The sequence below is a fragment of the Ferruginibacter sp. SUN002 genome, from assembly GCF_050611725.1.
Lineage (GTDB): Bacteria > Bacteroidota > Bacteroidia > Chitinophagales > Chitinophagaceae > Ferruginibacter.
Genome location: NZ_JBODJB010000001.1, coordinates 2,679,974 through 2,703,945, shown reverse-complemented (window position 1 = coordinate 2,703,945; position 23,972 = coordinate 2,679,974). Strand labels below are relative to the sequence as shown.

General features: G+C 37.4%; 19 protein-coding genes. 9 read left to right on the top strand and 10 right to left on the bottom strand.

What is annotated here, in order from left to right; all coding sequences use genetic code 11:
* The first annotated feature begins 2 nt into the window (after positions 1–2).
* The 4 genes from carA to ACQ33O_RS11685 all read left to right on the top strand — a co-directional run bounded on the left by carA (position 3) and on the right by ACQ33O_RS11685 (position 2,820).
* Positions 3–1,109 (top strand): glutamine-hydrolyzing carbamoyl-phosphate synthase small subunit, encoded by a 1,107-nt coding sequence (gene carA, locus ACQ33O_RS11700; protein WP_430995771.1) that lies wholly within the window; start codon positions 3–5, stop codon positions 1,107–1,109.
* Between the two features lie 11 nt (positions 1,110–1,120).
* The gene (locus ACQ33O_RS11695) at positions 1,121–1,732 is read left to right on the top strand and encodes a DUF4230 domain-containing protein (RefSeq protein ID WP_430995770.1); all 612 of its coding nucleotides are present in this window, start codon (positions 1,121–1,123) and stop codon (positions 1,730–1,732) included.
* 3 nt (positions 1,733–1,735) lie between these two features.
* Positions 1,736–2,155, top strand: coding sequence for a type II 3-dehydroquinate dehydratase (aroQ, locus tag ACQ33O_RS11690; RefSeq protein WP_430995769.1), 420 nt, complete (start codon positions 1,736–1,738; stop codon positions 2,153–2,155).
* Positions 2,156–2,238: 83 nt separating this feature from the next.
* Positions 2,239–2,820: a PhnA domain-containing protein gene (locus ACQ33O_RS11685; protein WP_430995768.1), complete on the top strand. Its 582-nt coding sequence runs from the start codon at positions 2,239–2,241 to the stop codon at positions 2,818–2,820.
* A gap of 21 nt (positions 2,821–2,841) precedes the next feature.
* Here ACQ33O_RS11685 and ACQ33O_RS11680 read toward each other — a convergent pair whose 3' ends face one another.
* The 5 genes from ACQ33O_RS11680 to ACQ33O_RS11660 all read right to left on the bottom strand — a co-directional run bounded on the left by ACQ33O_RS11680 (position 2,842) and on the right by ACQ33O_RS11660 (position 6,281).
* Positions 2,842–3,702, bottom strand: coding sequence for an alpha/beta hydrolase (locus tag ACQ33O_RS11680; RefSeq protein ID WP_430995767.1), 861 nt, complete (start codon positions 3,700–3,702; stop codon positions 2,842–2,844).
* Positions 3,659–4,126: a VOC family protein gene (locus ACQ33O_RS11675; protein WP_430995766.1), complete on the bottom strand. Its 468-nt coding sequence runs from the start codon at positions 4,124–4,126 to the stop codon at positions 3,659–3,661. The genes ACQ33O_RS11680 and ACQ33O_RS11675 overlap by 44 nt, the downstream gene beginning before the upstream one ends.
* A 59-nt stretch (positions 4,127–4,185) precedes the next feature.
* Entirely contained in the window at positions 4,186–5,013 is an 828-nt protein-coding gene (locus tag ACQ33O_RS11670) for a hypothetical protein (RefSeq protein WP_430995765.1), read from the bottom strand.
* A 218-nt stretch (positions 5,014–5,231) separates the two neighbouring features.
* Positions 5,232–5,606, bottom strand: coding sequence for a hypothetical protein (locus ACQ33O_RS11665; protein WP_430995764.1), 375 nt, complete (start codon positions 5,604–5,606; stop codon positions 5,232–5,234).
* A 135-nt stretch (positions 5,607–5,741) separates the two neighbouring features.
* Entirely contained in the window at positions 5,742–6,281 is a 540-nt protein-coding gene (locus tag ACQ33O_RS11660) for a hypothetical protein (RefSeq protein ID WP_430995763.1), read from the bottom strand.
* A 231-nt stretch (positions 6,282–6,512) separates the two neighbouring features.
* On the opposite strand from ACQ33O_RS11660, the gene ACQ33O_RS11655 reads away from it, so the two are divergent.
* A complete protein-coding gene (locus ACQ33O_RS11655) occupies positions 6,513–7,382 on the top strand; it encodes a winged helix-turn-helix domain-containing protein (RefSeq protein WP_430995762.1) in 870 nt (289 codons plus the stop codon).
* 161 nt (positions 7,383–7,543) lie between these two features.
* Here ACQ33O_RS11655 and ACQ33O_RS11650 read toward each other — a convergent pair whose 3' ends face one another.
* Positions 7,544–8,344 (bottom strand): hypothetical protein, encoded by an 801-nt coding sequence (locus tag ACQ33O_RS11650; RefSeq protein WP_430995761.1) that lies wholly within the window; start codon positions 8,342–8,344, stop codon positions 7,544–7,546.
* Positions 8,345–8,758: 414 nt separating this feature from the next.
* On the opposite strand from ACQ33O_RS11650, the gene ACQ33O_RS11645 reads away from it, so the two are divergent.
* Positions 8,759–10,345 (top strand): peptide chain release factor 3, encoded by a 1,587-nt coding sequence (locus tag ACQ33O_RS11645; RefSeq protein ID WP_430995760.1) that lies wholly within the window; start codon positions 8,759–8,761, stop codon positions 10,343–10,345.
* Between the two features lie 105 nt (positions 10,346–10,450).
* Here the strand turns inward: ACQ33O_RS11645 and ACQ33O_RS11640 are convergent, their stop codons facing one another.
* The 4 genes from ACQ33O_RS11640 to ACQ33O_RS11625 all read right to left on the bottom strand — a co-directional run bounded on the left by ACQ33O_RS11640 (position 10,451) and on the right by ACQ33O_RS11625 (position 21,300).
* Positions 10,451–12,550: a gliding motility-associated C-terminal domain-containing protein gene (locus ACQ33O_RS11640; protein WP_430995759.1), complete on the bottom strand. Its 2,100-nt coding sequence runs from the start codon at positions 12,548–12,550 to the stop codon at positions 10,451–10,453.
* A gap of 100 nt (positions 12,551–12,650) precedes the next feature.
* Positions 12,651–14,399, bottom strand: a complete 1,749-nt coding sequence (locus ACQ33O_RS11635; protein WP_430995758.1) for a WG repeat-containing protein — start codon at positions 14,397–14,399, stop codon at positions 12,651–12,653.
* A gap of 22 nt (positions 14,400–14,421) precedes the next feature.
* The gene (purB, locus tag ACQ33O_RS11630; protein WP_430995757.1) at positions 14,422–15,762 is read right to left on the bottom strand and encodes an adenylosuccinate lyase; all 1,341 of its coding nucleotides are present in this window, start codon (positions 15,760–15,762) and stop codon (positions 14,422–14,424) included.
* 333 nt (positions 15,763–16,095) lie between these two features.
* Positions 16,096–21,300 carry a gliding motility-associated C-terminal domain-containing protein gene (locus ACQ33O_RS11625; protein ID WP_430995756.1) on the bottom strand — a complete coding sequence of 1,735 codons (5,205 nt, stop codon included), beginning with the start codon at positions 21,298–21,300 and terminating at the stop codon, positions 16,096–16,098.
* Positions 21,301–21,468: 168 nt separating this feature from the next.
* Between ACQ33O_RS11625 and ACQ33O_RS11620 the strand changes: the two genes are divergently transcribed.
* The 3 genes from ACQ33O_RS11620 to ACQ33O_RS11610 are packed head-to-tail and all read left to right on the top strand — an operon-like array spanning position 21,469 to position 23,970.
* On the top strand, positions 21,469–22,227 hold the full coding sequence (locus tag ACQ33O_RS11620; protein WP_430995755.1) for a menaquinone biosynthetic enzyme MqnA/MqnD family protein: 759 nt from the start codon (positions 21,469–21,471) through the stop codon (positions 22,225–22,227).
* Positions 22,228–22,273: 46 nt separating this feature from the next.
* Entirely contained in the window at positions 22,274–22,708 is a 435-nt protein-coding gene (locus ACQ33O_RS11615) for a hypothetical protein (RefSeq protein WP_430995754.1), read from the top strand.
* A 5-nt stretch (positions 22,709–22,713) separates the two neighbouring features.
* Positions 22,714–23,970 carry a class I SAM-dependent methyltransferase gene (locus ACQ33O_RS11610; protein ID WP_430995753.1) on the top strand — a complete coding sequence of 419 codons (1,257 nt, stop codon included), beginning with the start codon at positions 22,714–22,716 and terminating at the stop codon, positions 23,968–23,970.
* Positions 23,971–23,972: the final 2 nt, after the last annotated feature.

Below are 23,972 nucleotides of genomic sequence, written 5' to 3'. Positions count from 1 at the left end.
AAATGACTCCAACAAATTCTCCCCAACAAGCGATCTTATTATTAGCAGACGGTACAGTTTTTTACGGTAAAGCCTTTGGTAAAATTGGCACTACAACCGGTGAAATATGCTTCAATACTGGCATGACAGGCTACCAGGAAGTATTTACTGATCCGAGTTACTACGGACAAGTACTGATCATGAACAATGTGCATATTGGCAACTATGGTGTGAAAGCTGTAGATGTTGAAAGTGATAGTGTAAAAGTGAAAGGAGTGATCGGCAGAAATCTGGAAGAACAATACAGCCGTTTTATGGCTGATGATTCGTTGCAAAAATATTTCGAAACGCAAAATGTTGTTGCTATTGATGACGTGGATACAAGAGCCTTGGTAGCACATGTACGTAGAGAAGGTGCAATGAACTGTATCATCTCTTCTGAAATTTCAGAAGTAGAAAAATTAAAAACGGAATTGGCTAAAGTGCCATCAATGGGTGGGCTTGAATTAGCATCTGTTGTTTCAACAAAAGAACCTTATTACTTAGGAAATGCCGACAGCAAATTACGTGTTGCTGTACTGGATTTCGGGGTAAAGAAAAATATTTTAAATTGTTTGGTAGAAAGAGGAGCTTATGTAAAAGTGCATAATGCAAAAACAAGTTTTGAAACCTTGCAGGAATTCAAACCAAATGGTTATTTCATTAGCAATGGCCCCGGTGATCCCGAACCAATGGATTATGCTGTTACGACAGTGAAACAAATTTTAGCTGCCAACAAACCTTTATTCGGTATTTGTTTGGGCCATCAGTTGCTGGCATTGGCAAATGATATTCCAACTTTTAAAATGCACCATGGGCATAGAGGGTTGAATCATCCGGTAAAAAATCTTATCACAGGCAAAAGTGAGATCACTACACAGAACCATGGGTTTGGCGTAAATCCTGATGCAGTCAGAGCTTCATCGAATGTTGAGATCACACATCTTAATTTGAATGACGATTCAATTGAAGGGATCAGAATTAAAGGTAAACCTGCTTTTTCAGTACAATATCATCCCGAAGCTACACCGGGTCCACACGATAGTCGTTATTTGTTTGACGATTTCATAGCTTTGATACAGCAAAACTAAAATGTGTCGCCATGAGTAAGTCGTTTGTATTTGTTGTATTGGTATTGTTATTTGGTACAGCTGCTTATTTTTTAGGAAAGAAGAACGGAAGCGATCACCTAACCACAACGGTAGTACAGAATGTAAATCTGGTGCAGCAAATTGCAGAGCTTTCTTCATTATCAGTTGCAGGTACCACAACAGTAAAACTCACCAATACCAATGAGAATGCCGGCTTTTGGAATAAGTTTAAAAACTATTTAGCTGAAAACACATTGCTGGTTACATTGCCTTACGAAGCCAAGTACGGCGTAGCGTTAAAAGATCAAAAAGCTAAGATCGATACAAAAGGTAAAACCATTCAGGTTTATTTACCACGGTGTAAACTACTTAGTTTACAATTAAGATTAGATAAGTTGGAAACCATGAATCAAACAGGTTTATTTGCTACTACTACCATTGCCGATTTAAGCAATGCACAAAAACAGTTGTATCAACAGGCATTTAATACTTTAACTACCAATCAGGCATATATCAAACAATCTGAAGAGCAAATTATAAGTATTTTAAAAAAATATTACGAGCCTTTGGATTACACTGTAGAGTGTATCTTTGGAGACATTAAAACGGCATCAAAAAATTAAGCCATGAAAATAGCGATCATCAACGGCCCAAATTTAAATTTATTAGGAACAAGAGAAACGAGTATTTACGGTGCTCAAACCTTTGAAACTTTTTTTGAAGATTTGAAAAGTAAATATCCTGCTATTGAGTTTCATTATTTTCAAAGCAATGTAGAAGGGGAGTTGGTGAATGAAATACAACGGCTGGGGTTCAGTTACGATGGTATTATCATTAACCCAGCTGCTTACACACATACTTCTGTGGCAATAGGAGATGCAATTGCTGCAATTAAAACTCCTGTGATAGAAGTTCATATTTCAAATATTTTCGGGAGAGAAGATTTTAGAAAGCTATCTCATGTATCGGGTAAAAGTGTTGGTGTGATCAGTGGCTTAGGATTAAAAGGTTATGCACTGGCGGTAGAATATTTTCATTCGAAATAATTATAAAATAAATTCTGATGAGTAAGACATCTGTTTAAGATGTCTTATTTTTTAATATACACTGGTAAGTAAAAAAAGCAAATATGAAATTAGAGGAAATATTACAAGGGCGTAGCGAAAATAAGTGTGAGTTATGTAAAGCTGTGGGAGAGCTTTCAATTTATGAAGTGCCGCCTTCATCTGGAAAAAATGAAGAAAACTGCATTTTAGTTTGTGAAACTTGTAAAGCACAAATTGAAAAGAGAGCTGAGTTGCAGAGCAGCCATTGGAATTGTTTGTCAGAATCTATGTGGAGTGAAGTTCCGGGTGTACAAGTTGTTGCATGGCGTATGTTGAATCGTTTGCGAAATGAAAGCTGGGCTGCGGAAAATTTGGACATGATGTATCTCGATGATGAGCGGCTCGCCTGGGCAAGAGCCGCAGGGGATCATGAAGGTGATGCAAGTGTTGATCTGCATAAAGATGCAAATGGACATTTATTACAAAACGGAGATACCGTTGTGCTTACAAAGTCGTTGGATGTAAAGGGATCTTCCTTAAATGCAAAGATGGGAACTGTAGTAAAAAATATTCGTTTAGTTGATGACAATACTGAACAAATTGAAGGGAAGATAGAAGGCCAATTGATCGTTATACTAACAAAATATGTGCGAAAGCAAAATTAGTTGTATGGATAAAATTCAATGTCAAGGTTGTTTTAAGATATAATCTAATGAAAGCGGTACTTGAGCATTATGTGTTTTTCTTTTATGTATATCGTACCTATACATTAATTGATCATATTTTTTATCATTGAGGAATTTATTCATTCTGTTTGTGCCTTTTCTTATATGATTCATAACCTCTCTTCCGCCTGTAGAAAAATATAAATGTCTTTCATTAATATTTCCTGAATCGAGTTTATTGAATTCATAAATGTTGTAATGGTCTATCCATAATGCAGGGCTCAATGCGTAATAATTTGTGAAAAGCGTTTCGTTTTTAAACAAACAATAAAAAGCAAATAGGCCTCCGAGAGAATGACCTAATATTGAATTGTTCTCGTTGTTTGTTCTGTATTTGGAGTTTATTTTTGGGATCAATTCCGTTTTTAGGAATTGATAGAAATCTTCAATGTGGCCGTATTTTTCATCACGGGCAAGAGTGTCTCCATTTTTGATAGTGGGTAATATATAATCCCTTCTTCTTAAAACATGAAAATTACCGATATGACCCACGCCGACAAAAATAGTATTCGCAGTTTTTTCTTTATAAGTATCAGAGCTAATTAATTCTCTTAATTTTCTTCCGGATTTTAAATTGGCATCGCAGTAATACACCACATTATAGGTCTTGAGGTCTTCAATAATAGCCGGTGTAGAAACATATAATTCAAAACTGTCTTTTACTTTTTCTGAATAGATGATCGTTTTTTCTGTTACCGATTGTGCAAATGAAGTTTGCATTAACATCAATGCAATAATTCCTGAATACAATTTCATGTGTGGAGCTTTGGTTAATAGATCAGGTGTTTGGGTGTTGTTGAAGATGATTTTGCCATGCTTCATAAGTGATGATGCCGAGTGCTTCATTTGGTTCGCCATCTAAAATTGAAATAAATTCAAGGCAATGTCCATCGGGGTCATCAAAATAAATTGCAAGTGCCGGCATCCAGGCGAAGACCATTGGTTGATCGGTGCCATCTTTCAAAAAATTATAAGGCTTTAAATTTCTTTCTTTTAGAAAATCAACGGATCGATTTAGTATATCATCTTTATCACAACGAAAAGCAAAGTGCATTCTTACAATTTCTGATTTGGGTTTTTCCCAAAGGCCCAACATATATTCACGGGGTTTACCTACCCAGAAAAAAGCAATTCTTCGATCATCAGCGTAACTACATTGTTCAAGTCCTAATACATTTTTGTAAAAGTCAACGGAGCGTTCTAAATTTTCTACGTTGATATGTGTTTCGTAAATGCCTTTGATCATTGGTTTTGTTTTTGATAACTCGACAAACAGCTTATATCACAGTTGACAACTATAGCCAACTAATCTCTTCCTGCAAACTTGATACCGAAGGTAATCATCCAATCTGCATGACGTATATCATAATTGTAAGTGATATCACTATCGTTTGTTTTATATCTTTCTCTGCCTATAGGGCCGTTGGTTCCGCCTTTTGCAAAAAGTATAACTGAACCTCTGGAATTATTAAAATTGCTAACAGTAACATCTATGCCGAGGCCTGCTTGATAGCCGATTTTGGTAGAACTTAAATATGCCGACCCATTAGGAATTACAAGATCGGATATATTAGTTGTACCGGGGTTTATTTGCATTGGTTGTTCATAACGTAACATAGATGCTCTGATTGAAAGCCCTGCATAAGGATAAATGCTTACTGCATTTGACTGTAAGAGATCGAAGCCGTAATCGTATTGCATTACATTAGAGAAAAAGGACTTAATGGTTTCGTTGCCCCTTTGTGCTTGATTTTTTAATCCTACTGAAAAGAAGCCGATATCATGAATGTTTCTTTTGCTTTTGACAGTAATGCCACAGCCAAAACGAAAGGAGATAGGTTCTAATTCGGTAAAACCGGCAGCAGTAATAGACTGATTGAATTTGCTGTAATCGTTATGAACAACATCGGCGAACATATTAAAGGAAACATATTTTCGCTTGTCTACAGGCAAATTGTTGAGTTTTGCATTTAATGATGCATACTCTTCTGATCGTAACATCGAGTCTCTGTACTTGTGCCATAATTTGGCAAGCTCACATCTATAATACGCAGCAGAATCTTTCGAAGGTGAGTTTTGTGCCATGGTAAAAAAAGGTAACGTCATTACCAGAAGTAAGCATATCGATTTCATAACGGATGTTTTAGTTTTACTAAAGATAATTATTTTTTATTCAATCTTATTTGGAGCAGGCTTATGGCGGAGGGTATATTTGAAAGTAATAACATTCTTATTGATTGAGCTTTTTGCCATTGTTGGTATTTCTGCCAAACAAATTTAATGATTTAATGAATTTTGTGATGGTTGCTTAGTTGGGTTCGGTGGAGTGGGAATAACTGCAATTGCAAAATTTAGTCAACACGCTTTAATGTCACGATCATAATTTCATCAGCTATATTGGTGCTAAGTCTTAGCTCATGTTCATTAATAGTTAAGATTTTCTTTTTTACATCTCCCGTTGTTATAGTCATTTTTTCATGATTATACTCCCATTTTTCTTTATTTGGTTTAGTACCCTCTTGCGAATCGATAAAAGTCCCGTCTATTAAGAAAGTAATGATTAGGTCTTCCTCTGGAAGCTCTTTTTCGCCTTGAACTTCAATTGAAACTGCCTTCCATTTGTGGCATAGCATAGTTTTTACTTTTTCCTCAGATGGATTGGATTGGCTGATAGCGGATAAAGATATTACCATTAGGATTGAGAGGAAAAAAAGATACTTATGCATAGGTTGTAGTTTTGCCTTTGTAAATATTTCAACAAAACAAATTTAATGATTTAACTAAAGTGAATGCCTTTCTTGGCCGTCTAACCAACAAAGACATTCATTTACACGTTTGTGTATCTCTCACAATTTATTTACTCAACAACCACCCTTTTGAGGTATACGTTTAAAAATGACTTTACCATCTCGTTCTACATAGTCGCCGGATACGATTGGATATGAGTACTTAGGCGCATGTGATACGGCATGACTTCTAATAATTATTTTGTCGTTAACATTCAGACTTTGCAATTGCTCAAGTTGAGATTTTTCCGGTGAAAACATGAGAATATATTCCTCGCCATTTATGTTGGCCATTACTCCAAAACCTAATCGTGAGCCCGGCGGAAGCGAAAGAGATGTAATAACAGCCTCCATATTGGAAGAATCGCTTATATGCCTCCTTATTTTAGCTTCGGCGGCAAACACTTTTTTACCTTCGGGAGATGCCTCCCATTGTTTGTACTTCATACCCTCGGGGGTGGCCTCCCATTTTTTCAATTCAGCTTGTCTTTCGGCAGCAGAGAGTGGCTTTGGGTTTGTTTTTTTAGACGTTTCATTTTTGATTGCTAAATTTGCGAATAATAGTCCGCTTACCACAACCAGCGATAAGATGAGCGCATAGATAATTTTTTTCATATTTTTTGTTGTTTTAATTAGCATAGATCTATTCCCTTATAAATCAGATCTGTTTAAAGTATTTCTTTTATTTTTTGTACCCCTTTAAAGTTGATGCTTCAAAAATACCTTGATAATTTTCAAACAGAGAGCAAGTATTGTAAATAAAAGCGTAAACTTTGTAAATATTATCTTGACATTATGTTTGATAGAGGAAATCTCCTGCGGGGGAAACATAAATACCTATTTGGATTGTCACTGCTTGTGCTTATCTCTCTGATCTGTGTGGCTTTCGGTATGGTTGGCAATGACGAGTTTGATATTGCCAGGAGGGAGGTTTTGCTCCGCAGGATCGGACATGAAATATTATTGCAATCAGGCGACAGTGTATCACGGGTACTTCCGGTAAAAAAAATAGCCGAAAATGAATATCAGATCAGGTTTGAAAATGATCTTAGTTTTCAACCTGAATTTCTGGTGAATACTACTCAACGATTATTGGCCAAAGACCCGCTTGCCAGTGATTATGTTGTTAATGTGGTTACCTGCGCTAATGACAGTGTAGCTTATGGATATGCTATATCAAAAAATAAGAAAGATGATATTATTGCCTGTATAGGAAGAAAGCAACCAACAGGATGTTACATGATCAATATTAAATTTAAACCAACGGGTATAACTACGACAAAGAATAAATATTTGCTTGGTGGCCTGGCATTTTTAGGATTGGTTGGATTTATTGTTTTTAGATCGGTTAAGCAGCGGGAGGCTTTGCCTGAAGGTAGCAATACTGATGTAGTAGCAAGTGAGGTGCGGCATGCTGATGTGTTTACTTTGGGGTCGATGTTGTTTGATACGGCGGCTCGTAAATTGATGATAAATGGGAATAGCATTGAACTGACCAAAACCGAAACCCGTGTACTACGCATTTTTGCGTTGTCACCCAACGAGGCAATAGAGCGAAGCCGTTTACAAAAAGAGATATGGGAAGATGAGGGTGTTATTGTAGGCCGTAGTCTTGATATGTTCATATCAAAACTTAGAAAAAAACTTGAATCAGATCCGAATGTGAATATTGCTGTTATACGTGGTAAGGGATATAAGCTTGAAATTAGTGCTTAAGAAGATATTTCTGCTACGGTTAGATGTTATTAGTATTCAATTTTGCTTTTGTTGGTATTGCAGCAACAACGGTGCTTGGGGTAATTAGTTAATTTAGTTCGGTAGGTAGGGGGAGACCAACAATGGTGAAACGACGAAATGTTAGCAGCTGTATTTTAAGCTCAATCATTTATTTTCTTTTCGATTTCAGCAACAATTTTTTTTACGCCCAATTTTGGATTTAGCTCAAGTCCCTTTTTAAAATATTTTAATGCTTCTGTTAGTTTGCCCAATTGATAGAAATCCTCGCCGGCAACTCTTATGAAATCGGCTACAGTATTTTGACTTAAATCAAAACTGTCTGTTAAAATGCTATCATAATAATGCCCCATTTTGTCAAAGTTTTTTTGCAGTTTAAAGCTTTTGCCTAGTTGAAGAAAAATGTTTATCCTAGCAAAGTCTTTATGGCGATCAGAAAGACTATCCAAAATGAGTTTTTCTTCATCTGCAATATTCTGAATTTGATTGTCGGCTTTAACTTGTAAGTTATACGATGCTAATCTTATTGCTGTGTAGTAATGTTGGAGTTTTTCTTTCCCACGTATTTCAGTATAACCTTCCCTTGTTTCAATTATTGTTTCATCAGGTACCGATACTGTCACAGTTATGTTATGAAAATTAAATAGCTCAGCTATAAATGGAAGGTCGATTTCATTTGAGTTGATATAATTTGTAAAACTCTCCATGAATTCAGTTCTGAGCGTCTCCTTAGTAATACCCAATTCTTCAATAATTTCAAGCAGTTTTGTTACAAAGACAATTTTCTCATCTTGTGTAATAAAATAAAGTAAATCAATAAAATCATGATCTAGTCCATCAAATTTAGTGGAGTTTCTAATTTCAATAACCCTATTTTGAGATTGTTGACTTTCGCTTGGCTTAGATTTCTGCTTTGAGCCAAAAAGGTTTTTAAAAAAAATCATTTACGAAGATTAGGTGTAATTGATATAGCTGCTAACTTGTTCATCATCGATACTAAGTCAAGTCAATGACACTAATATAGTATGATTTATGTAACTGCCCTAAAAAGCTCAGTGATATTTTGTTGCTGAGCATAGCCCGGATAGGAGTGGAAAGCCCTGATCCGCCGCAGGCGGAGAAGGCTTGGAACGGATAGCCGGAAACCAATGCCGGGCTTTGTTATATGGGGGATGCTTAAAAAGGATAAAAAATGTGAAATAGGGAATAAGAAATAAGAAATGAGAAAGTGTGGGCACTTCACGAAATAGGTACAGCTTTACATCAGCATATCAGCACATTAGCACATCGGCACATCATGAAATTACCAAATCAGCCGTTCAACCCTTACCTTTGCGGCCTGAATTCCAGTAATAGTAATGAAGTATATCAACGAAATAAACAAACGCAAAACATTCGCCATTATCAGTCACCCGGATGCCGGTAAAACCACTTTGACGGAGAAATTCCTGTTATTTGGTGGGGCCATTCAAACAGCGGGTGCGGTTAAGAGCAATAAGATAAAGAAACATGCCACTTCCGATTTCATGGAGATTGAAAGGCAAAGGGGTATTAGTGTGGCTACTTCGGTAATGACCTTTGAGTATGACGGGCATTTGATCAATCTGCTGGATACACCGGGGCACAAGGATTTTGCGGAGGATACTTACAGAACGCTAACGGCAGTGGATAGTGTTGTGCTTGTTATTGATAGTGTGAACGGGGTAGAGGCGCAGACAAGAAGATTGATGGAAGTTATTGCCATGCGTAATACACCGGTGATCGTTTTCATTAATAAGATGGATAGGGATGGGAAGAATCGTTTTGATCTGTTGGAAGAGATAGAGAATGAATTAAAGATCAATCTTCACCCGATGACCGTGCCGATTAATAGCGGTAAGGATTTTAAAGGGGTGTACGATCTGCATAAAAAGAGTTTGGTATTGTTTACTGCCGGTACAAAAGCAAACGATGAGGATGTGCTTGAAATTAATGACCTGAATGATTCTATACTTGATACTAAAGTAGGTGAGAAAGATGCGGCTACTTTGAGAGAAGATGTTGAACTGATAGATGGTGTGTATGGCGAATTGAATATTGATGATTACCTGACCGGTAAAACTGCTCCTGTGTTTTTTGGTAGTGCAGTCAATAATTTTGGGGTTAGGGAGATGCTGGATACTTTTATTCGTATTGCTCCAACACCGAGACCAAGGCATACTACTTTAAGAGATGTTAAGCCTGAGGAAGATAAATTCAGTGGATTTATTTTTAAGATACATGCCAACCTTGATCCAAAGCATAGAGATAGAATTGCTTTTTTAAGGGTATGCAGTGGCAAGTTTGAACGCAACAAATACTACAATCATGTGAGGATGGAAAGGGATTTTCGCTTCAGTAATCCGTACAGTTTTTTGGCTCGTCAGAAGGATGTTATTGAAGAGGCTTTTCCGGGAGATGTGGTGGGTTTATTTGATACAGGTAACTTTAAAATTGGTGACACTTTGACCGAAGGAGAAAAGTTTTACTTCACGGGGATACCTTCTTTTTCACCTGAAATATTTAAAGAGGTGCAGAATAAAGATCCTATGAAAACCAAGCAGTTAGAAAAGGGGCTTTTGCAGCTAACTGATGAAGGTGTAGCTCAATTGTTCACTCAGTTTGGTGGTACAAAAAAGATCATTGGTTGTGTAGGTGAACTTCAGTTTGAAGTTATTCAATACCGTCTTTTACAAGAGTATGGGGCAGCTGTGCAGATGAATAGTCTGCCGTTTTTTAAGGCATGCTGGATCACGAGCAATGACCCTAAAAAACTAAACGACTTCATTAAATTCAAGCAGGGAAATATTGCGGAAGATAAAGATGGACACCTGGTTTACCTGGCACAAAGTGAGTGGTTCTTAAATACGGAAAGACAAAATAATCCGGATATTGAGTTTCATTTTACGAGTGAGGTGCATAAGTAGTTTTTAGTTCATAGTTCATAGTTTTTAGTTCTTAGTTGAGAGCATTAATATCGATAATACGTTTCTATTAATTATACTGTTTAACTAAAAACTATAAACTAAGAACTATCTCACCAACACCAAATTCCCATAATCAACAATTGTTCTGCAGTCATTCGTTAGCTTAACGTAATAAACATAGTTGGCTTCGTCGGCAGGTTTGTTTTTGTAAACACCATTCCAGCAGGCATGAATATCGTTTGTACGAAAAACCTCATTGCCCCATCGGTTGTAAATAAAGAAATCCAGTTTGGTTACAGGTCCCTCATAAAAAATGCGATAGCAATCATTGAGTCCATCTCCGTTAGGAGAAAATGCATTGGGTATATACATTGGGTAAAGGGTGCCGAAATCGGCTTTTACAACGATCGTATCAAAACCGAAACAACCTGTTTCTGTGTTTTTCCCCTGAACAATATATTGTGTTGTTTCTTCAATACGGGTGATAGGGTTGGCAATGGTAGTGTCATTGAGTCCTTTGGATGGGGTCCAGATATAATCCGAACCACCCGTTGCCGATAGCCCGGCTGTTTGATGTGCACAATCAATATCGTTAGATTTTTGAGCTTCTATCTTTACTGTATCTAAGGTTGATACAACAATATCGGCAGATTCTCCGCAGATGCCATTATTCACCACTAACTGCACATTGTATGAGCCGGGCTTGAGGTAAGTGTGAGATGTGAATTTATCTCTGCCGGTAGCACCATCACCGAAGGTCCAGGTCCATTCAATGATCTCTTTTTCGTTTGTGTGGGCAAAACCTTCAAAGTCAAACGAAGTACATTCTTTTCTTGTAGGTATAATGCCAACGAGATCGATATCTTTTTTAAAAACAGGGCTATCAATGATCGGGGCAAGGTTAGGTGTAGCCAAACCGTCTGTTCCATCAGTAGCACCATAGGTTGTATTAAAACAACTGAGTGTATTTTTTTTAACGATACCGGCTGTACCTCTTGAAACTTTAAAGCTAACGTTACCGGGTAAGCTATTTTGTTGCACGGCAATATAACCGCCACCACCACCGCCGCCGGGCCCTGCACATTCTACATCGGGATTTTGATTGCCGCCATTACCGCCGTTGGCTTGTACAGTAAAATTTCCGTTGAGGATAGGAGTGAACAATAAGATGGTGCCACCACCACCGCCACCGCCAGCACCATCTGCAATACCGGTTGCATCTGTTAACTGGCTTGCTCCATCAGCAATGATGCTTTGGCCATTTGCAGTTATGCTTGCCGCTTTTATAATAATGATACCGCCGCCATTGACACCAACAGTACCTACTCTATTATTATCATCTCCACTGCCACCGCCACCACCCATGAAAACTTTTTTAGTGAGATCGGCACCGGATAAATTTTTACCGCCAATGCCGCCATTACTTGCAGCAATACATTGGGCCAACTCGTTACCACCACGTCCACCATTGCCGTAACCTGCACCACCACCGCCACCTGTATTGTGTTTATTGCCACCGCCACCGCCATTTGTCAAAGCACCTTTGCCGGCCATTTTTGCATCGGTAATATTGCCGATGCCTTCACCTTTTTGTGCACCACCACTGTTCCATGCAGAACCGGGTTGTGTTAAAGGATAAAAATAATCCGGCGAGCCTGTTCCACAATTACCATCGGGGTTATTGCTGATAGCACCACCTCTAAATCCTGTTCCACTTACATCGATAGGAGCATTTAGTTGTAAATTGTTTTGTACATTAAAAACAAGTACGCCTCCTTTACTGCCGTTCCAAGGCAAACAGGTAAGTGTACCCGAAACTTGCGCATTGGTATAAAAAGGTACTCTTACTAATTGAGCAATGCCATCGGGAAGATCAAATCGTTTTTCGGGGATCACATTTTTTAGATAGATGATATTGCCGGATATCTTTTGAATATAGTTGAAATGATAATTGCCTGCTTCTCTATAGTCTGTAACCGTACCGAAAGAACTGCTGTTGGAGGAATCGAATGCGGCACCTTTCATTTGTATCATTAAAACGGTGTCGCCAATTTTAAATGCTGATACATCATCTACACGAATGCCATTGTCGCAGGAAAGTATACTTTGAATGGGCGTATATTGGTTGATGACACCACTTATGGACGCTACTTGTCCGTAGCAGTATTGCATAAGGAAGGCAATAAAAAAAAGTAGCTTTTTCATCGGTGGCTGAAAGGTACAAAAATGATGCCCTATATAAAGATACTGTTGCTTTTACTTATTTAAACAAGCAAAAGCAACAGTAGTTATATTTAATCGAGAATTAGTAGGTGCTGACGATGGTAGATGTATTGCCTTCTACACAAATAAATCTGTATTCACTATAACCATCCTGACCAATAAAATCATATTTGCAGGGTGCAATGATTTTTCTGCTTGAGCCGTTGATCAGGCCATATTTACCGTTCAATCTAACGAGGTAGGTCTCTTTTAGTAATTTAACAACGTTATCATAGATAGCAGGTACTATTGTTGTTGTTTTGGATATGATGCCTATTTTGCCGGAGCTGGTTACCCTGAAACGGTCATCGCTGCTGCTGCTGCTATAATAATAATCGGTAGTCATTAATTCGATCTTATCATACAATGGTTCGGTTAATATTTCAAGGTAGCTGCTCATGAGGCCTGCTTTATTGTTTTTGTAATAAAGCTTGTAGTTTGAGTTAAGGTCTTCGATCTTATTATAATCTAACGTATTCAGTAGGGTTCCGGTTGACGTTGAGTAAGCTGAAAGTTTATCGCCCTTTTTTGCAATATACTTTGCATTGACATAATAGATCGTATCGAATTCGATTGGTAAAATGGTGTGATTTAAAATGTCTTTAACACCTGTTTTTGTTCCTTTTTTTACTAAAAGATGATTGGATTGATATGCAGAAGAAAGTGTTACTGCATCGAATACCTCACCAAGAAGATTTTTACCAAGATAATCGACCACAAAAGCTTGTGTTCCTTTTCGAGCAATATATGCTCCAACACTGCTACTATAGCTGTTGGTACTTTCAATGGCATCGTATTCGCAAGGCAAAATATATTTGCCGGCATTAGATAATAATCCTTTTTTATTTTTTATGGTAACGATCAATGCTCTGTAATCTGCATTACTTACCTGGTCATATACTTCGTTGGTAAGTGGTTTAAATTTACGATCATAAATTCGTGTGCCTTTGCTTTCTTTTAAGACAAATCCTCCATCAAAACGTTCGGAACTGATGATTGTAAAGTCTGTCATAAATTTCTTTTCAGCCAAACTGTAAATGGCAGAAGACCCATAAGATTTTTTGGAAAATGAAAGGCATTGGGCTGTATCTGCTCCGTTGCTATATGAACTGTTTATATCGTATATGTTATAAAAATCTCCCGGTACCAATTGCTTTCCTGTTCTATCGACCAATCTTTTGCCTCCATAAGTGCTGCCTACAATAAAGCATTTTCTTCCTTTTACAGGGGAGAAATAATCATACTCAACAGGAATAAGTACATTAAAATCATTGTCAAGCAAACCGTATAATTTTCCGAGTTTTACTATAACACCGTCATCAGTATTTTTAATTTCTTTAAATACAATAGGTAAAATGGTTTTTCCTGAAGTATCGGCAATGCCATATTTTGCTTCACTGTAATAAGAGCCTCCAATGAAAACAAGATTGTATTTCCCCTTTTTATCAAAAACAGATTTTTGAGCAGGGGCATTATAGTCACTGATCTCTACTTTGTCTTCTACAGGAGCCACGTCCATAGCATATGAATTAGTTTTCGGAGCGTCGTAAGAATAGGGGGCATTTGATATAGAGGCTTCTGAAATATCCGGAGGAGGTGCAACGGCTTCTTGTGCAGGCATGCCAACATCACTTACATCTTCATCCTTCACAATTCTAGGAGGTGAGAATTTCGACAGGTCAACACTGTCGACTTTATTTGCATCTTTTTTACGATTTTTTTTCTTTTGTGCATCAGCGTTAGTTGCCAGTAAGCAGCATACTGCAAGACTAAGGAGGTAAGAAGCTTTCATGTGTTATTTTTATGGAGGTAATTTACAGATTAATGCCTGTATAATTGTATGGTGTAATCAGTTTTAATTCTTTCTTTACACTTGTACTGACCTTTAGTTTGGTGATGAATTGATGAATGGTCTTTTTATCAATTTTGTTTTTACCTCTAGTAAGATCTTTTAATGCCTCATAAGGTTGCGGATAATTTTCTCTCCGTAAGATAGTTTGAATGGCTTCTGCAACAACGGCCCAATTATTTTCCAAATCTTCTTTTAGTTTTGGTTCGTTCAATACCAATTTGCCCAAACCTTTTTCTATTGATCTGATCGATAAAATGGTATGTGCAACCGGAACGCCGATATTACGCAATACAGTAGAGTCGGTCAAGTCTCTTTGTAATCTTGATATGGGTAGTTTTGCTGAAAGATGCTCCAGTATTGCGTTTGCAATACCAAGGTTGCCTTCTGCATTTTCGAAATCAATAGGGTTTACTTTGTGCGGCATGGCGCTGCTGCCTATTTCCCCTTTCTTTGTTTTTTGTTTGAAATAATCTACGCTTATGTAAGACCAGATATCCCTACACAAATCTATAAGGATCGTATTGATACGTTTGATAGCATCAAAATGAGCAGCCAAGGTATCATAATGTTCTATCTGCGTAGTGTATTGTTGTCTTTGAATGCCTAATCTTTCTTCACAAAATTCATTAGCAAATTTTACCCAATTGTATTTCGGGTAGGCTATATGGTGAGCATTGAAATTTCCTGTTGCACCTCCAAATTTTCCTGTGAAAGGAATATAGCTGAAAAGTTGAATTTGATTTTCCAGTCGCTCAACAAAAACCATTAATTCTTTTCCCAAGTTGGTAGGAGAAGCCGGTTGTCCGTGTGTACGGGCAAGCATCGGTACATTTTTATATTGAACAGCTAATTTTTCTATGGCAGTCTGTAGGTTGATGATGGCAGGGAGATAGTCATACTCCACAGCATGTTTCCAACTCAAAGGGATAGCAGTGTTATTAATGTCTTGTGATGTTAAACCAAAATGGATCCATTCTTTTAAATGTTCAGCCTTACATTCATCTAGTTTAGCTTTTAAAAAATACTCAACAGCCTTTACATCATGGTTGGTTATTTTTTCTGTTTCTTTTATCCAGGCAGCGTCTTCCAGAGAAAAATTTTCAGCTACTTTTTGTAAATGATTTTTTATAGAAACCGGTATCTTACAGAACTTCTTTTCTCCCAAAAACAAAAAATATTCTATCTCAACCAATACCCGGTATTTGATCAGGGCAAATTCGCTGAAATATTCATCTAAGTGTTGAAGTTGCTTGCGATAGCGACCGTCAATAGGGGAGATGGCTGTAAGTTGGTTTAGATCCATGGTGGTTAGGTAATTTTTTTTGCAAAATTAACCTAAAGCAGTTGGACAGAAAAATTATGTATTTGGTTGAAGATTATTAGTTTGAAGTATACAATGGAAGATTGTTATTTTTTGAAATGTAGTTGTTACTTTTTTCCCGCAAAAAAGTAACTCCCGATAGTCATCGGGACAGGCGCCAAATTGGCCCGAAATCGATTACGCCCCGATTTCGGGTTCGTTCCCTGATTAAGCTTTTGTACTTCCCGCCGAGTCGGGATTTGCAAACTGTAAACTCAACTTCAGTAATTCTACATTATGTTATATTTTAAAGCGTAGGCTTGCTTATTTAGTATATTATCTGATCAACATCAGGTTGCCTTTTTTGACAAAGTTGCCGCAATCGGAACTTATATTAACGTGATAGACATAATTTCCGACATCGGCTTTTTGATTTTTATACATTCCATCCCAGCATACAGTTGGATTAGTAGATTCAAAAACAAGATTACCCCAGCGGTTATAGATAGCAATATGAAATGCTGAAATTCCTCCCAGATATGGAATGATAAAACAATCATTTAATCCGTCATCATTAGGAGTAAAAGCATTTGGTATATAATAATTAGCCAGTTTGTTGAAATTGGTATTGACAGTTACAGTTGCATATCCTACACAACCATTAGCAGTGGATCCGGTTAGAGTATATTGTTGGGTTGATAACAATGTAGCAGTGGGGCTACTGCTGTTGGGGTCGTCTAGCCCTATTGACGGACTCCACGAATATTCATCAGCACCTGTAGCAATCAATTTCGCTGAACGATTAAAGCAATCAATGTCATTCGACTTACTTACGCTCACATTAATTTCCGGAGATATTTGTACAGTTGTTGAAAGATTGGTCTGGTAATTACATTTTGCTTCCTTAATGTTCACTGTAAAAGTAGTGGTGGTAGTATTTACAGCAATTGGATTACTGATGTTAGGATTACTAACCAAGGCAGCCGGACTCCAAGTGTAACTATCACCGCCTGAGGCAGATAATTGTATTTGCTGATTGTTTGAACAAATATTTTTATCCGGCGATATTGAGAAATTCGGAATTTGTTTAACAGAAATCTTTACAGAATCTAAATAACTGCAATTGTAATTATCTGTAGTGGTTAAATAGTAGGTTGTATTGTTGGCTGGTTGTGCAGTTGGATTAAAGGTATTTGGATTAATTAAACTGGCCGTTGGGGTCCATTGATAGGAGGAGGCTCCAGACGCAGTTAATTGTATTGATGTATTCTTACAAATGGTAGAATCTTTCGTGAGTTGAATGTTCGGTTTGGTTTGTACATTGATGTTTACGGTGTCATTTGCTTTACATCCGTTAGCCGCAGTGCCTGTAACAATATATTGTGTTGGGATATCGGGTGTTGCGATAGGGTTATCAATATTTAAATTACTAAGTTTGTAATCAGGTGACCATTTGTAATTAACTGCTCCGGTGGTTTTCAATTGTGCCGGTTTGCCAAAGCATAGTGTTGTGTCATTGTTTGTTTTTACCGTTGGTAACGAATTTATAGTTAGTGTAATAGAATCTGTTCCACTACACCCTGCTGCATTTGTTACGGTTACATAAAATTTGGTTGTGTTGGTGATGGTAGCTATTGGGGTCGGGCTATTGTCATTATCCAAAAGATTAGCCGGAGTCCATTTGTAAGTATTGCCGCCGGTTCCTTTTAGGTTAACCGTTGCCGTTACATTCGAACAAATAATAGAATCTTTGCCGGCATCAGGAGTAATATTTCCAACCAAAGCGGCAGTTACTGTACTGTCTTTACAGCCATTATTGTCGGTTACAATTAATTTAGCAGTATTGTTATTTTGTGTAAGAAATGCATGTGAAATATTTTGTGTATTCCCGGTTTGACCATCGCTGAATTTCCATTGCCATTGAGTAATGGGATTGGATGCAGGATAGGACAAGCCTTTAAAATCAAAGGCAGTACATGCAGTTGGTGTTGTTGAAATTCTTACTGAATCAATTGCCGACTTGAAAGGAATAATGTCAATCGGTAAAACAAGGTTGAAAAGTGTAGAGCCGTTTGCACCGGCAGTTGTACCATAAGGATTATTTGCATCAGGTAAGATCACCCCATTTTTGCCACCCGTATTTTGTACTGTAGCATTAGGAGGCAGGCTACTTTTGCTGAACCAGGTAATTCCGGCACCACCACCACCGCCGGGACCAACTTTTCCTGCTGCCGGAAAATATATTGCCAGATCAGCACCCTTCCCTCCATTGACGTTTTCTGTATGATTATCGATAAAATTCTTTACGTCCAGCAAAACCGATCCGCCTCCGCCGCCACCACCCATTGCGTCATGTCCGCATGGAATACCCAGGGTATTGCAATCTTCTGCATTAGCTCCCGCAGCTATAATTTTAAAGCCATTTGTTTTTAAATAATTTGAATTTATGATCACTATACCGCCACCATTACCGCCACTAGAATTCAGATAGTTAACATCAGATTTGTCGTTATGGCCTGCGCCACCACCGCCACCCATAAATATCTTATTTGCAGCATTGCTGTAAGTTAAAGGTTTGCCACCTATGCCTCTGTTGTCAAAAGGGGAGGAGCCACAATTGTCTAATTGATAGCCGCCTAAACCGCCTGCAGCAACATTGCTGCCTCCTCCGCCCCCTGAGTTGTGCCCATTGCCTCCTCCGCCGCCATTGGCCAGATTTCCTTTACCATTCAATCTACCGCTACTTACTTCTGCAATACCTTCGCCTTTTTGAGCTGCAGTTGCGGTGTTATATGATTCGTAATAGTTATTGTAAAAACAACTTAAAGTAACAGGGACGATATTTGTAGTACTACCACCTCTAAAGCCTTTTCCTGTAACATCAATATTGCCATTCAGGTTAACAGTGTCTTTGGCATTTAAAACCAATACGCCACCAACGCTTCCATCCCATGGTAGGCAAGTAAGTGTTGCATTTAAGTTTGTGCTTTTGAAATAAGGAACTCTTACCAATTGTACTTTACCGTTAGGTATATCATATTGCCGGGTAAGTTTATTCAGTAACTCAATTATATTGCCGGATATGGATTTAATGTAATTGAATTCATAATTGCCTGAATTTTTATAATCTGTTATGTTGCCAAAATTTGCACTATTACTGCTGTCAATTACAGCACCTTTCATTTGAATCATTAAAACGGTATCTCCTACTTTGTAAGTTGCCGCATTTTGAACTCTAATTTTGTTCTCACATGACAGGTCAAGTGATATTACCGGGGTGTAATCGTTTACGATAAGATTTGGTGTAGGAATTGTAACCTTGCATGAGTCTGCAACAAAAGAACAATTAGGGTTGGTTACATTAATGCTTGCATTTCCCTGCAAGGTTAAATTATACGCTGTATTGCCTTGTTTATTTAAAAGATTATCAAAAGTATAGTATCCTAGAAGTCCTGTTTGAGTAGTTGGAGAGGGCAAAATTGAATTCATATATGTTTTGATCTGATTTTGTGTACGAGCCACATTCCAGACACGAACTTCATTTATATAACCACTGAAAGGATAGAGTGTTCCTGATGGATTACGTGCAATATGAGTAAGTAAATTATTGTTTATCAGATTTCCTGAAGCTGGCGTTTGGCTATGTAGAAAACCATTTCTGTAAAACTTCAAACTGCTTCCATCATATACCATTGCTACATGATAAGTTTTGTTTAATTCTATAGCGCAGTTTTCCAATGCAAAAACTTCTCCGGTATTGGCAGCATTAAGGGCACAACCGCCGGGCCAGATCGCATAATTATCATCGGCAGCATTAGTATGCTTAGAAACCAAGAACCCGCCACTGTTTGTTGTTGCCGGAGCCATAAAGTTAACCTCAACCGTAAGTTTGTCACCTGTAACATCAAGATCTCCTGCAGTAGCGTAAGCGTTGCCGGATGTTGTGTTGAGCCAGTTGGTGCAGGGTTGTGTGCAGGTAGTTAGTACCGTTACAACAATAGAATCTTTATATGTGCCGCAATCAGGTACAGTAACTGTTAGATGATATTTGCCACTGTTTAAGACAGATACATTGTTTATTATCGGGTTTTGTACGTTACTAGTATATCCATTGGGGCCGGTCCAAGCATATGTTGATGAGGCAATAAGATCGGCGGATAAATTTATTGAGTTGCCTGGACAAACAACCGGTGTGGTTGTAAATGCATGAGCCTTTAACGTATTGTAGTCGCTGAAATAACCGACGCCAACACCAAGATTATCGCCCTGAAACATTCCTAATTGAAATATACTGCTAGTATTAGATATGGTTACAACAGAACCTTTTGGATAGGTTGATGCTGATAAGGTCACCTTACCGGCATACCATGCCCCACCTGTTGCAGGAACAACGCTAAAATTAGCTCCTGTAATAATACCTCCAACACCATTTACTAAAAAACTATTTTGCCCACCATTTTTAATTAAAAGGGTAAATACTAAGGATCCATTGGTGCTTCTGGTAACCGAAACCGAACTACTGCCTGTGCAGTTGATTTTAGGTAATAAGGCCGAACCTGCTTCACAACCAAGTCCAGACAAATGGTATGCATATGCTGGTGCAGATGTTTCTACGTAAGTTGAGGCATTTGATACGGTAAGTTCTTTAGTCTGACCTTTATTTATAGTAGCAACAATAACCCCATCCTGCTTTATAGAAGTAGCATTCTGTGTAGCAGTTATATATAATTTATCATAAGGAGGATTTAAATCACTTTTTACGGCAATGTATTCGCTTCCAATAATATTTACCGGTATGATTTGATCTCCGGCAAGGTCTTCACAAGGTCCTCCATAAGGTGTTCCTTGTAAAAGATCATCAGCAACGGTTATTGCAATAGGTTTGGTGGAGGTAACATATGATCCTTGCAAGTGTTGTGATGCAGACTGTCCCGTAGCAATTGCAGCAAAGGTTTGACCTTGATTTAATGTTATTGTAAAAGGGATATTAGCAAGGTGACCAACGATATTATTTGTTGGTGTAATTGTTACCGACGTATTATCCTCGGTAGCTACAATATTAAAGGAGGATGTTGGGGTTGGACTGATCACCGGAGAGTTGCCCATTATATTTTGCGATGAGATATAAAATTCATTGCCCAATCCGTTCTTTCCTTTGAATGCAAAAAATTCAGGATTTGGACCGCCAACACTTACTTCATAGTACACTGCAATATTATTGTCGGAAGTAACTTTGATTCCTTTGTTTTGTACAATATTTCCGGGAGCACATTCAATACTATTGATCCATGTTGTAAGATCGATGGATTGGGTAGTATTTGCGGCCATATAAAAAGTTTGCGTCGGTAAACCGCCCCCTGCAGGCTGGGAAACAGTTACATTGCAAGGCTGTTGATAAGATGTAATTCTTAAAAAGATTGGTCTGTCATAACCATATGCAGATGATGCATCGGGAGCTGCAAACCAAAATGCAGTATCAATTTGAGCGTGACTAACCATTGCGGATATGCACATGATACTGATAGCAATGTATTTCTTCATATATACGCAATATAATAATTAACTAAATCCAATAAACTAATGCCGGTAAATTAGTTTGGTTATAATTTGAAAGTTGTCAGGTAGCCTACCTTGTTGGTCCTGAGCGCATTTTAAATCTATCATTAGAGTATCTTTGCGGATTAGTAGAATAAGTATGTTAAAAATATTATGGAAAAAATCAGAGTTGGTGCGGTAAGCTATTTGAATACAAAACCTTTAGTGTATGGGTTAGAGTTAGGGATGATGAGCGGTATAATTGATATTGTGGATAATTATCCCTCAAACATAGCCGATGCTTTGTTGAATAATGAAATAGACATTGCTTTATTGCCTGTAGCTGTGATTCCAATGATGGTGGAATATCATGTAATAGGCAATCATTGTATAAGCTGTGATGGGGCTGTAGATAGTGTTTGTTTGTTTAGCGAAGTACCCTTAGAGCAGATAAAGATTGTTTTACTCGACTATCAGAGTAGGACCTCGGTGGAGCTTGTAAAGCTTTTATGTAAAGAGTTTTGGAAAATAGATCCAATATTTGAATATTCACGAAAAGGGTTTGAAAATGCGATTGCTGGAACGACCGCTGCATTGGTTATCGGAGATAGGGCTTTGCAAAAAAAATTACAAACGGCTTATGAATACGATTTAGGGTTGGCGTGGAAACAATACACGGGATTGCCTTTTGTTTTTGCAGTATGGGTAAGTAATAAACAATTATCTAATGAATTTATTAAAGAGTTCATAATAGCTAATAATTACGGACTGCAAAATATTGACCAAGTTATTGCTGCAAATCCTTCTCCACATGATTTGGCCAAGTATTATACTCAAAATATTCACTATGTTTTTAATTCAGATAAAAGAAAGGGGTTAGAGACTTTTTTAGGCAAAATTGCCCCTGATTTTAATCTGAAAATTGATGCCTGAAATAGGTTTAGAAATGATATTTTTGTACCACTTTTAAAAAATAGCTATGGCAGAAACTTTAGGAATGCTGTGTGATAAATTAACTATTGTAAAGTTAAAGCAATATCACACCGATGATGAGACGAGATTACAAAGCCTGAATAAACAATCAGTTCAATTGCAAGAAGAAATTGATCAGTATTTTGCAGATGCAATTTCAGGTGTGATTCCTGCCGATAAAATAACATTTGCAGCCAATAAGGTTTTCAAAAAAGAAGGGAATGAGACAGCAGAGGTGAGTGGCAAGATTGGAGAAATATTTTATCAATTGGCCGATGTTAATTGTCAACTCTGGCATGAAGTAGAAAAAGGATATAATATAGAAAATGTACCGATTGAACAAAAGGATCAATTAGTAAAATCGCTTGCAGTGCTTAATTTGCAGCGTAATAAATGTATTGACGCTATTGATTTAGAACTTCAAAAAATCATATCAAAATAATATATATGCATATTCGTAAAAGAACAACTTGTCGTGTTTGTGGGTCATCATCTTTAACTCCCGTAATTGATCTGGGGCCACAATATTTGCAGGGGTCATTTGTAAAACCCGGTAAAGAGATGCCGTCGCAACGTAAAATAAATTGTTCACTTGTTAGATGTAATCCACAAATTGATGAAAACGCATGCGGTTTATTGCAGATGGAACACAGTGTACCTTCAGAAATATTATATGCGGCATATTGGTATAGAAGTGGCACAAATGCCACAATGCGTAACCATTTAAAAGAAATTGTTGACAGTACATTGGAGCTACTCAAAAAAGATAATTGCAATGTATTAGATATTGGGTGTAATGACGGTACCCTATTGGGATATTATCCCAATAATTTTGAAAAATTTGGTTGTGACCCAAGTGATGTGGCTCAAGAAGTAAAAGGAGCTAAAGTTGTGCAAGATATTTTTCCGTCCGCTGAACTAAACAGTGTTATTAAGGATAAGAAGATGGATGTTATTACTTCCATAGCCATGTTTTATGACTTAGAAAGTCCTGTAGATTTTGTTAAAAACATAAAAAAATATCTTTCGCCGGAAGGGATATGGGTTTTTGAAATGAGCTATATGCCACATATGCTTGAACTGGATAGTTATGATACGATCTGTCATGAACATTTGGAATTTTACAGTCTTGCTGTCTTAGAAAAAATTGTTTCTCTAGCAGATATGAAAATTTTTAAAATCTCATTTAATGATATTAACGGAGGAAGTATTAGGTGTTATGCAACTCATAAAGAAAGTGGATTGTATTACAATAAAGAGAATTACAAATTGATGAATGATGTGAGACAGAAGGAATTTGATTTAGAATTGGATACTGATAAACCATATGTTGCTTTTCAATATCGTATTGAAAAAGTTAAAAATGAACTACATGACCTGTTGGTTAAATTTAAAAAAGAAGGTAAAAAGGTGCATGTTTATGGAGCGTCTACAAAAGGTAATACAATATTGCAATGGTGCGATATTAATAATATGCTGGTAGATTATGCAGCTGAACGTAATCCAGATAAATATGGCGCTTACACTTTAGGAACAAACATTCCAATCATTAGCGAAGAAGAAAGTAGGGCTATGAATCCTGATTATTATTTAGTGTTACCATGGCACTTTAAAGCAGAATTTGTTGAAAGAGAAAAAGAAGCTTTAGAAAAAGGTACCGGATTTATTTTCCCAATACCTTCAATTGATATTTACAAAAAATAAGA

Coding starts and splice junctions, on each gene's coding strand:
- ACQ33O_RS11665 (WP_430995764.1), bottom strand. CDS start 5,606: ATGCATAAGTATCTTTTTTTCCTCTCAATCCTAATGGTAATATCTTTA.
- ACQ33O_RS11670 (WP_430995765.1), bottom strand. CDS start 5,013: ATGAAATCGATATGCTTACTTCTGGTAATGACGTTACCTTTTTTTACC.
- ACQ33O_RS11660 (WP_430995763.1), bottom strand. CDS start 6,281: ATGAAAAAAATTATCTATGCGCTCATCTTATCGCTGGTTGTGGTAAGC.
- ACQ33O_RS11610 (WP_430995753.1), top strand. CDS start 22,714: ATGCATATTCGTAAAAGAACAACTTGTCGTGTTTGTGGGTCATCATCT.
- ACQ33O_RS11645 (WP_430995760.1), top strand. CDS start 8,759: ATGAAGTATATCAACGAAATAAACAAACGCAAAACATTCGCCATTATC.
- ACQ33O_RS11695 (WP_430995770.1), top strand. CDS start 1,121: ATGAGTAAGTCGTTTGTATTTGTTGTATTGGTATTGTTATTTGGTACA.
- carA (WP_430995771.1), top strand. CDS start 3: ATGACTCCAACAAATTCTCCCCAACAAGCGATCTTATTATTAGCAGAC.
- purB (WP_430995757.1), bottom strand. CDS start 15,762: ATGGATCTAAACCAACTTACAGCCATCTCCCCTATTGACGGTCGCTAT.
- ACQ33O_RS11640 (WP_430995759.1), bottom strand. CDS start 12,550: ATGAAAAAGCTACTTTTTTTTATTGCCTTCCTTATGCAATACTGCTAC.
- ACQ33O_RS11635 (WP_430995758.1), bottom strand. CDS start 14,399: ATGAAAGCTTCTTACCTCCTTAGTCTTGCAGTATGCTGCTTACTGGCA.
- aroQ (WP_430995769.1), top strand. CDS start 1,736: ATGAAAATAGCGATCATCAACGGCCCAAATTTAAATTTATTAGGAACA.
- ACQ33O_RS11620 (WP_430995755.1), top strand. CDS start 21,469: ATGGAAAAAATCAGAGTTGGTGCGGTAAGCTATTTGAATACAAAACCT.
- ACQ33O_RS11680 (WP_430995767.1), bottom strand. CDS start 3,702: ATGAAGCATGGCAAAATCATCTTCAACAACACCCAAACACCTGATCTA.
- ACQ33O_RS11650 (WP_430995761.1), bottom strand. CDS start 8,344: ATGATTTTTTTTAAAAACCTTTTTGGCTCAAAGCAGAAATCTAAGCCA.
- ACQ33O_RS11685 (WP_430995768.1), top strand. CDS start 2,239: ATGAAATTAGAGGAAATATTACAAGGGCGTAGCGAAAATAAGTGTGAG.
- ACQ33O_RS11675 (WP_430995766.1), bottom strand. CDS start 4,126: ATGATCAAAGGCATTTACGAAACACATATCAACGTAGAAAATTTAGAA.
- ACQ33O_RS11615 (WP_430995754.1), top strand. CDS start 22,274: ATGGCAGAAACTTTAGGAATGCTGTGTGATAAATTAACTATTGTAAAG.
- ACQ33O_RS11625 (WP_430995756.1), bottom strand. CDS start 21,300: ATGAAGAAATACATTGCTATCAGTATCATGTGCATATCCGCAATGGTT.